Origin of the sequence: Streptococcus sp. sy004 (assembly GCF_007859205.1) — a bacterium.
In the GTDB taxonomy this organism is placed as follows: domain Bacteria; phylum Bacillota; class Bacilli; order Lactobacillales; family Streptococcaceae; genus Streptococcus.
In genome coordinates this window covers 1-8,428 of record NZ_VOHP01000008.1, presented here as the reverse complement: position 1 = coordinate 8,428, position 8,428 = coordinate 1, and the positions used below count along the sequence as shown (strand labels likewise).

9 protein-coding genes and 6 tRNA genes are annotated in these 8,428 nt (G+C 38.4%); 3 read left to right on the top strand and 12 right to left on the bottom strand.

What is annotated here, in order from left to right; translation table 11 throughout:
* Positions 1-191 precede the first annotated feature (191 nt).
* The 5 genes from FRX54_RS06205 to rpsO all read right to left on the bottom strand — a co-directional run bounded on the left by FRX54_RS06205 (position 192) and on the right by rpsO (position 5,299).
* Positions 192-584, bottom strand: a complete 393-nt coding sequence (locus tag FRX54_RS06205) for a Mini-ribonuclease 3 (protein ID WP_146462137.1) — start codon at positions 582-584, stop codon at positions 192-194.
* Positions 577-1,920: a cysteine--tRNA ligase gene (gene cysS, locus FRX54_RS06200; RefSeq protein WP_146462135.1), complete on the bottom strand. Its 1,344-nt coding sequence runs from the start codon at positions 1,918-1,920 to the stop codon at positions 577-579. The genes FRX54_RS06205 and cysS overlap by 8 nt, the downstream gene beginning before the upstream one ends.
* Positions 1,921-1,928: 8 nt before the next feature.
* Complete coding sequence (locus FRX54_RS06195; RefSeq protein WP_146462133.1) at positions 1,929-2,690, bottom strand: SseB family protein; 762 nt, start codon at positions 2,688-2,690, stop codon at positions 1,929-1,931.
* A complete protein-coding gene (pnp, locus tag FRX54_RS06190) occupies positions 2,683-4,815 on the bottom strand; it encodes a polyribonucleotide nucleotidyltransferase (protein ID WP_146462131.1) in 2,133 nt (710 codons plus the stop codon). Before pnp ends, FRX54_RS06195 begins: the two co-directional genes overlap by 8 nt.
* A gap of 214 nt (positions 4,816-5,029) precedes the next feature.
* Positions 5,030-5,299 (bottom strand): 30S ribosomal protein S15, encoded by a 270-nt coding sequence (rpsO, locus tag FRX54_RS06185; RefSeq protein ID WP_008535715.1) that lies wholly within the window; start codon positions 5,297-5,299, stop codon positions 5,030-5,032.
* Positions 5,300-5,506: 207 nt separating this feature from the next.
* On the opposite strand from rpsO, the gene def reads away from it, so the two are divergent.
* From def to FRX54_RS06170, 3 genes are all read left to right on the top strand, one after another.
* Positions 5,507-6,112: a peptide deformylase gene (def, locus tag FRX54_RS06180; protein WP_146462130.1), complete on the top strand. Its 606-nt coding sequence runs from the start codon at positions 5,507-5,509 to the stop codon at positions 6,110-6,112.
* Positions 6,113-6,160: 48 nt separating this feature from the next.
* A complete protein-coding gene (locus tag FRX54_RS06175) occupies positions 6,161-6,589 on the top strand; it encodes a MarR family winged helix-turn-helix transcriptional regulator (protein WP_146462128.1) in 429 nt (142 codons plus the stop codon).
* Positions 6,590-6,661: 72 nt separating this feature from the next.
* Complete coding sequence (locus FRX54_RS06170) at positions 6,662-7,210, top strand: NADPH-dependent FMN reductase (RefSeq protein ID WP_146462126.1); 549 nt, start codon at positions 6,662-6,664, stop codon at positions 7,208-7,210.
* A gap of 33 nt (positions 7,211-7,243) precedes the next feature.
* Here the strand turns inward: FRX54_RS06170 and FRX54_RS06165 are convergent, their stop codons facing one another.
* The 7 genes from FRX54_RS06165 to FRX54_RS06135 all read right to left on the bottom strand — a co-directional run bounded on the left by FRX54_RS06165 (position 7,244) and on the right by FRX54_RS06135 (position 8,377).
* Complete coding sequence (locus FRX54_RS06165; RefSeq protein WP_261379755.1) at positions 7,244-7,726, bottom strand: sigma-70 family RNA polymerase sigma factor; 483 nt, start codon at positions 7,724-7,726, stop codon at positions 7,244-7,246.
* Positions 7,727-7,868: 142 nt separating this feature from the next.
* Positions 7,869-7,952 (bottom strand) — tRNA-Leu (locus FRX54_RS06160).
* A gap of 11 nt (positions 7,953-7,963) precedes the next feature.
* Positions 7,964-8,035: transfer RNA gene (locus tag FRX54_RS06155), tRNA-Gln, on the bottom strand.
* 10 nt (positions 8,036-8,045) lie between these two features.
* Positions 8,046-8,118: transfer RNA gene (locus tag FRX54_RS06150), tRNA-His, on the bottom strand.
* A 13-nt stretch (positions 8,119-8,131) separates the two neighbouring features.
* Positions 8,132-8,202, bottom strand: a tRNA-Trp gene (locus FRX54_RS06145).
* 4 nt (positions 8,203-8,206) lie between these two features.
* Positions 8,207-8,287: transfer RNA gene (locus FRX54_RS06140), tRNA-Tyr, on the bottom strand.
* Positions 8,288-8,304: 17 nt separating this feature from the next.
* A tRNA-Phe gene (locus tag FRX54_RS06135) sits at positions 8,305-8,377 on the bottom strand.
* Positions 8,378-8,428: the final 51 nt, after the last annotated feature.

Sequence of the window (8,428 nt, the reverse complement as noted above, 5' to 3'; positions counted from 1 at the left end):
TATTTTCATAACCCGCACTTGGTTCGTCTTATTCAGTTCTCAAAGGTCTTAACGTCACCTCTCAGGCGACAACTATTACATTCTATCAAACTATACATCCCCTGTCAACTACTTTGTCAAAAAAAAATTAAGGTTTTTGATAAAGTAGTGAAAAACGATTTTCTTTTCGAAAATCGTTTTTTCAATGTTATCTATTTTTCTTGCTCAACAAAGGTGATACACCAGTTAATTAGTTCTTCCATACGATCAATTTGGTTCGTTAGATGAAGATAGCCCAAAAGTGCTTCAAATCCAGTTGACATTCTATACGTTACCACATCAGTATTCTTAGCCTTAGTATGGCTATTAGCATTGCGTCCACGCTTATAAATCAACATTTCTTCTTCAGTTAAAAGTTCTTGTTCTAAAAGTTGATTGACTAGCATGGCTTGTGCTTTTGCTGAAACATATCTGGTTGCTATATGATGGAGATGTTGGGGTTTAGTCAGTCCTTGGAAAATCAAATGCCGTCTGACATACATCGAATATATTGCGTCACCGTCGAAAGCAAGAGCTATTCCATTGATGAGTTTAGGATCAATCACGGAGCCACCTCACGCCATCTTTAGTGTCTAATAATTTAATACCTTTAGCAGACAATTCATCACGAATGCGATCAGCCGTTGCAAAATCTTTTTGAGCACGTGCCTCTTGACGTTCTGTTATCAAACGTTCAATATCCTCTGTCAAAGTATCTTCACTAAACTCAATTCCAAAAATTGATAACATCTCTGCAAAGGTTTCTTTTATGGTTTGACTATAATGACCTGAGTTGATCCACTTGGCTAAGTCAAACACGACTGTAATACCATTAGCCGTATTAAAATCATCATCCATTGCAGCTTCGAAATGTTTGACAAACTTAGAAAATTCTTCTGTTTGCTCTTCTTCAAGTAAAGGCTGTTGATAGGTGTTTTTGAGATACGTTAAATTTTTCCTAGCATCTGATATTGCTTTCTCACTATAATTAAGTGGGCGACGATAATGTTGAGTTGCAAGAAAGAAACGTAAGACTTGCCCGTCAACTGTTTCTAACATCTCATGAGCTGTTAGGAAATTTCCCAAAGACTTGGACATTTTTTCGTTGTCAATATTGAGCATGGCATTGTGCATCCAATAATTCGCAAACGTTTTTCCAGTCTTTGCTTCTGATTGGGCAATTTCATTGGTATGATGAGGAAATTCCAAATCCGCACCACCGGCATGAATGTCAATCGTATCTCCTAACAATTCTGTTGCCATAACAGAACACTCAATATGCCAACCTGGTCGTCCTTGTCCCCAAGGACTAGACCATGATACTTCACCAGTCTTGGCTGATTTCCAAAGGGCAAAATCAAAAGGGTGTTCTTTAATAGCTTGATCTGTATCCAGACGTCCACTAGCTCCTGCCATTAATTCATCTAAGGTTTTATTGGCTAAACGAGCATAATTGTCTGATTTACTCACACGGAAATAAACGTCCCCATTAGCTTCATAGGCGTAGCCTTTTGCAATCAAATCATCAACAAAAGTAATAATACTAGCCATATAATCAATCACACGAGGATGATGAGTAGCTGGTTTCACATGTAATTGTTTAACATCTTGACGAAAAGCTTCGATAAATTCATCAGATAACTCTTTTGGTGATATGCCCGCTTCTTTTGCTGCTTTGATGATTTTATCATCAACATCCGTAAAATTTGATACATAAGTGACCGCATAGCCACGATATTCTAGGTAACGACGAATGGTATCAAAAGCTACCACACTACGAGCATTACCAATATGAATATAATTATAAACGGTCGGTCCACAAACATACATTTTGACATGCTTTGGTGTTATAGGCTTAAACTCACGCAAACTGCGAGTCATGGTATCATAAATTTTTATCATGACATCACCTATTCTTCCAATTCAGACCAGTTAATCAAAATTTGTTCGGTATCAAGTGGGTTAACAACAATCCCCATGGTGTCATCAATATCATTTTGACCATGATTTGGTTGATAGATATCATCTATCGTCCACGCTAGAATGACACCTTGTGCTTCACGGAAAGGTTGACCAAAATCTTGATGATTGTACCATTTCGCAAAACTTTGCAAGTTTGAAAACACTGGAACATAACTATTTTTGTTTTGGTCTGATAAAGTAGGAAACATGCGATCGAAGCTACCATCATCATTTGGCAAAATGAAAGCTGGCACAATATAAGAACGTTCCAAGGTGTCTGCTGCAATATTTTTCTCATTCATAATAGCATTCAAAACAGTGGTAAAGTTATTGATAAATTGAACCATATCATTATTTTTGAATACTGTAGAGTTACTAAAATCCCCTGTTTTCTTGAGATTATAGACTAAGCCTGATAAACCTTTAACAATAGATTCTTCTAAAACATCCAGACTTGAGCGTTCAATCCAGTTTTGCTCACGCGCACTTTTTTGTTCTTTTTTGAACGTTTCCAAGTCAAAACGATCGGTAAAGACTGGGATCACTTTTTCGCCATCAACTTTCAAAGCATAAGGTTTCTCACTGGCAATCACGGGATAGTGATTAAGAGCATGAACTAAAGCAATACCTTCTAAAAAATTATCGGGTTCTTTGATAAAGGCACGCAAGCGATCATCAAATTCTGTATTAAAGTTTGATAGTTTAGTCATTCTTTTCCTCCTTTGCTTCAACTTTTGGTGGTTTTGGGAGCAATGCTTTCATTGAGGCATCTACACGTCCTTTTTCATCCACTTTAATGACCTTGACAGTAACTTCATCGCCAATCTCAACTAAATCTTCCACACGATTAGTTCTAGTCCAAGCCATTTCAGAAATATGAACTAGGGCATCTGTCTTATCAAAAAGATTCACAAATGCACCGAATTTCTCAATTCGTACTACTTTCGCTTCATAAACATCACCAACCTTGGCTTCACGCACTAAGTTAGCAATAATCTCCTTGGCACGATTGATTGCTGCTTGGTCATTTGAATAGATAGCGACTAAGCCTTCTTCGTCAATATCAATCTTCACACCGGTTTCAGCAATAATCTTGTCAATGGTTTCACCACCTTTACCAATGACTACCTTAATTTTATCCACATCAATCTGGATGGTATCAATCTTAGGTGCTGTTGGTGCCAGTTCAGAACGAGGTTGGGCAATCGTTCCTTCAATCAAATCAAGGATTTCAAAACGCGCTTTTTTAGCTTGAGCCAAAGCTTCACTTAAAACCTCCGCTGTAATCCCTTCGATCTTAATATCCATTTGCAGAGCTGTAATCCCCTCACGAGTACCAGCTACCTTAAAATCCATATCACCAAAATGATCCTCTAAACCTTGAATATCCGTCAAAATCGTATAGTTACTACCATCAGAAATCAATCCCATAGCAATTCCTGCCACTGGAGCCTTAATCGGCACACCACCTGCCATTAAAGCAAGAGTACCTGCACAAATTGAGGCTTGTGATGATGAACCATTTGATTCCAAAACTTCTGCTACTAAACGAATGGCATACGGGAACTCTTCCAAACTTGGTAAAACTTGCTCTAATGCACGCTCTCCCAAAGCACCGTGACCAATTTCACGACGACCAGGAGCACCATAACGACCAGTTTCACCAACTGAATATTGTGGGAAATTATAATGATGTAGGAAACGTTTTTTATACTCTGGATCAAGACCATCAACAATTTGTGTTTCACCCATTGGAGCCAAAGTCAAAACAGACAGAGCTTGAGTCTGACCACGAGTAAACAAACCTGAACCATGTACTTTCGGCAAGAAATCAATTTCTGCGTCCAAGGGACGAATTTCATCGACACGACGACCATCAGGACGAATCTTGTCCTCTGTAATCAAACGACGAACTTCGGCATGTTCCATTTGCTCAAGAATCTCTGCTACATCACGCATGATACGCTCAAATTCTTCATGTTCAGCAAAACGCTCACTATAAGCCAAGGTCACTTGTTCCTTAACAGCTTCTGTTGCTGCCTCACGAGCTAGTTTTTCTTCAATTTGAACTGCCTTTTGCAAATCAAGGTTATAAGCAGCAATAATCTCTGCTTGCAAGTCTTGATCAACCTGTAAGAGTTCGACATCAGCTTTTTCTTTACCAACAGCTGCCACAATCTCTTCTTGGAAAGCAATCAACTCTTGAATGGCTGTATGTCCTTTCAAAAGAGCTTCAAGCATCAATTCTTCTGACAACTCTTTTGCACCCGACTCAACCATATTGATGGCATCCTTAGTCCCTGCAACTGCCAAATCAAGTAAAGATTTTTCCAATTGCTCTACATTTGGATTGATAACCAACTCACCATCAACATAACCAACTTGAACCCCTGCAATCGGACCATTGAATGGAATATCTGAGATAGATAAAGCCAAGGATGAAGCAAACATGGCTGCCATTGGAGCAGACGCATTTTCATCATAAGAAAGAACCGTGTTAATAATCTGAACTTCATTACGAAAACCCTCAGCAAACATTGGACGAATTGGACGGTCAATTAAGCGAGCTGTCAAGGTTGCATTCATAGAAGGACGCCCTTCACGTTTATTAAAGCCACCTGGAAATTTCCCTGCTGCATACATTTTCTCTTCATAATTAACTTGCAAAGGAAAAAAATCCCCAGTCGCCATTTTTTTAGACATGGTTGCTGCTGTTAAAACAGTAGTTTCACCATAGCGAACAAGAACACTACCATTAGCTTGTTTGGCTACTTGACCAACTTCTACAATTAAAGGTTGACCAAAAAAGGTCGTTTGAAAAACTTGTTTTGTCATAAAAACTCCTCTTCATTAGTTAAATTGTACGTTCTTGCCACAAAGATCAACTGACCCACAAGATCAACTGACCCACAAGATCAACTCACCTTTGCATCAAGAACTGAACTAATTTTATTTTATCATAATTTACTTAATCTATCTCATCAAAGCAACTTTTCGCTATTTCTAACCAATAAAGAAAAACCTCCCCAAAGGGAGGCTTCTTAGTCGATTAACGACGAAGTCCAAGTGAGCTAATCAATTCGCGGTAACGGTTAACGTCTGTACGGCGAAGATATGCCAACAAGTTACGACGGTGACCGATTTTTTTCATCAAACCACGGTAAGTTGCATGGTCTTTCTTATGTTGTTTGATATGATCGTTCAAGTGATTGATTTCCCATGTCAAAACAGCAACTTGTACTTCTACTGAACCAGTGTCGCCTTCATGACGAGCATATTGAGCAATAATTTCATTTTTTTTCTCTTTTGAGATAGCCATATTTTTCTCCTTTATTTGCTTAATCCGAGTCTTAGGATTTGGCTAACCTAAAACCAAGAAAAAGTTGGTTTGTCTTTTAGACTTATTTAGTCTATCAGATTTTGATTTATTCGTCAACTAAAATACCAAGTTACCTATCAACAAACTAACTTCCTATTTGAATATCTTTGTGCTATACTAGAATCAACTAACATCAAGGAGAAAATCATGACTACAATTTCCAAACTTATTCGTGCTAGCCATCAGATTGATATGTCTGACATTATTCGTGAAGGCCATCCAACCTTGCGTAAAATCGCTGAAGAAGTAACTCTTCCACTATCTGATGAAGATATTATCTTGGGTGAAAAAATGATGCAATTTCTAAAAAATTCCCAAGATCCTGTCCTTAGTGAAAAAATGGGACTTCGTCCAGGCGTTGGTCTAGCCGCTCCACAAATTGACGTTTCTCGTCGTATCATCGCTGTGCTTGTGCCTAACATCGAAGAAGAAGCACCAAGTCAAGCCTACAGCTTACAAGAAATTATGTACAATCCTAAAATTGTTTCACATTCTGTTCAAGAAGCTGCTCTTTCTGAAGGAGAAGGTTGTTTATCCGTTGATCGTGCAGTTGAAGGCTATGTCATTCGTCATTCACGAATTACTCTCGATTATACTGATAAAAATGGACAATCCCAACGCATGAAATTAAAAGGTTATAATGCCATCGTTGTTCAACATGAAATTGACCATATCAACGGTGTTATGTTCTATGATCGTATCAATGAAAATGACCCATTTGCCATCAAAGACGGCCTACTCATCATTGACTAAAGATTGGTTCGCCAATCTTTTTTAACTCACACTATAAGGAATCACCAAATGGAAAATAAGAATAAAGAATTAGCTCGTAAGACTATGATTGTTTTTCGTAAAGCACAACGCACAATCGATCAGCAAGTTGCTAATAGCTTTAAAAATAATGGCATTACCCCAACTCAATTTAGCGTCTTAGACGTCTTATATAGTAAAGGAGAAATGAAAATCTGCCATCTCATTAGTAAAATTCTAGCTACCTCTGGCAATATGACTGTTGTTCTTAGAAATATGGAAAAAAATGACTGGATTTATCGTAAGATTGATCCTAGTGACCGTCGAGCATCCTTAATTGGACTAACTCCTAAAGGTGAAGAAGTCATTAAGCAAGCCCTCCCAGAACACTTAGATACCGTTTATCATAGCATGTCCGTTCTTAGTCCAACAGAACAAGAACAACTCATTGCTATTCTAAAAAAATTTAAAAACCTTTAAGCAAGTTCATTGACAAAATTCTTCTGACTCCTTATAATGTACTACATAGTAATAATTTTGAGGAGGATTTTTATGTCTAAAAAGATTTTATTTATCGTCGGTTCTTTACGTAAAGGATCATTCAACCATCAACTAGCAAAAGAGGCAGAAAGTTTACTAGCCACTCAAGCTCAAGTAACTTACTTAGATTACACACAAGTACCAGTATTTAGCCAAGATCTTGAAACACCAACCTTACCTGTCCTAGAGCAAGTTCGTCAAGAAGTCCTTAATGCTGATGCCATTTGGATTTTCTCACCAGTCTATAATTTTTCAATCCCTGGACCACTTAAAAATCTCTTGGATTGGCTAAGCCGTGCCCTTGATTTAAGTGAAACTCGTGGTCCTTCTGCTCTACAAGACAAATTAGTTACCGTTTCTTCTGTTGCCAATGCAGGCCATGATAATCTATTTGCTCAATATCGTGATCTTTTACCGTTTATCCGCACACAAGTCGTTGAACCATTCACAGCTACTACTGTAAACCTAAGTGCTTGGGAAACTGGACAACTTGAATTAAGTCCTGAAACCAAAAAAGAACTACAAACACAAGCCAAGACTTTACTTGAAACAATCAATTAAACTTAAAAGTAGATTAGTCACCTAATCTACTTTTTATTCTTCTACTAAACGTTCTTTAAGTTGTTTAAGCAAGGCTTTTCTCCCCGCAAAACGTTCTCCCCTAATTAACCTATCCAATTGCGCTTGTTCTTTGACACTTAAATTTTCTCTAATTACTTCTAACCAAGATTTAAAGCTCACATAATCTTCCAATAACAGACCTTCTGCTCTCACTGCATGACCAACTTCACCAATTTCCTCATAAATCATTTGATTAAACTGGCGTTTCACACTACATTGTTTGCGTAAAACATCCTTCACATAATTAGAAAATTTCGTCTTGAAATAAATTCGTAAACAATGTTCATCACACAAGACTTGAGGGCAAGATTGACACAAATGATATAGACTAATCATCGCTTCTTGCTCCCAATCATCATGCAGCCAAATTCTTATCTGATAAGTTCTCTCCAACTTAGTCACTATTGGTTTCACTTTATCATATAATTCCTCAAATTTTTCATTATCCATGTCCATTTCTTATACTCCTTTATTATTTAACTAATTCAAGTATAAGTCAAATTTCTTTTATAAAACAGGACATCGATGTCACTTTTATTGATAAAAATTAATATTATTAAGAAAAAAGACAAAGTCATAAAACTTTGTCTTTATACTATACCGGCGGCCGGGGTCGAACCGGCACGTCCTTGCGGACACTGGATTTTGAGTCCAGCGCGTCTGCCAATTCCGCCACGCCGGCAAAGTATATAACTGGGGTAGCTGGATTCGAACCAACGCATGAGGGAGTCAAAGTCCCTTGCCTTACCGCTTGGCGATACCCCAATATAAGATAGGCGAGTGATGGGAATCGAACCCACGAATGTCAGAGCCACAATCTGATGTGTTAACCACTTCACCACACCCGCCATAATCCTATAACACGGGCAGTAGGAATTGAACCCACACTGAAGGTTTTGGAGACCTTAGTTCTACCTTTAAACTATGCCCGTAGGATGGAAAGAGAGGGATTCGAACCCCCGAACCCGAAGGAGCGGATTTACAGTCCGCCGCGTTTAGCCTCTTCGCTATCTTTCCCAATAATATTTAGTTAATGGCGCGAGACGGAATCGAACCGCCGACACATGGAGCTTCAATCCATTGCTCTACCAACTGAGCTACCGAGCCATAATTGCGGGAGCAGGATTTGAACCTACGACCTTCGGGTTATGAGCCCGA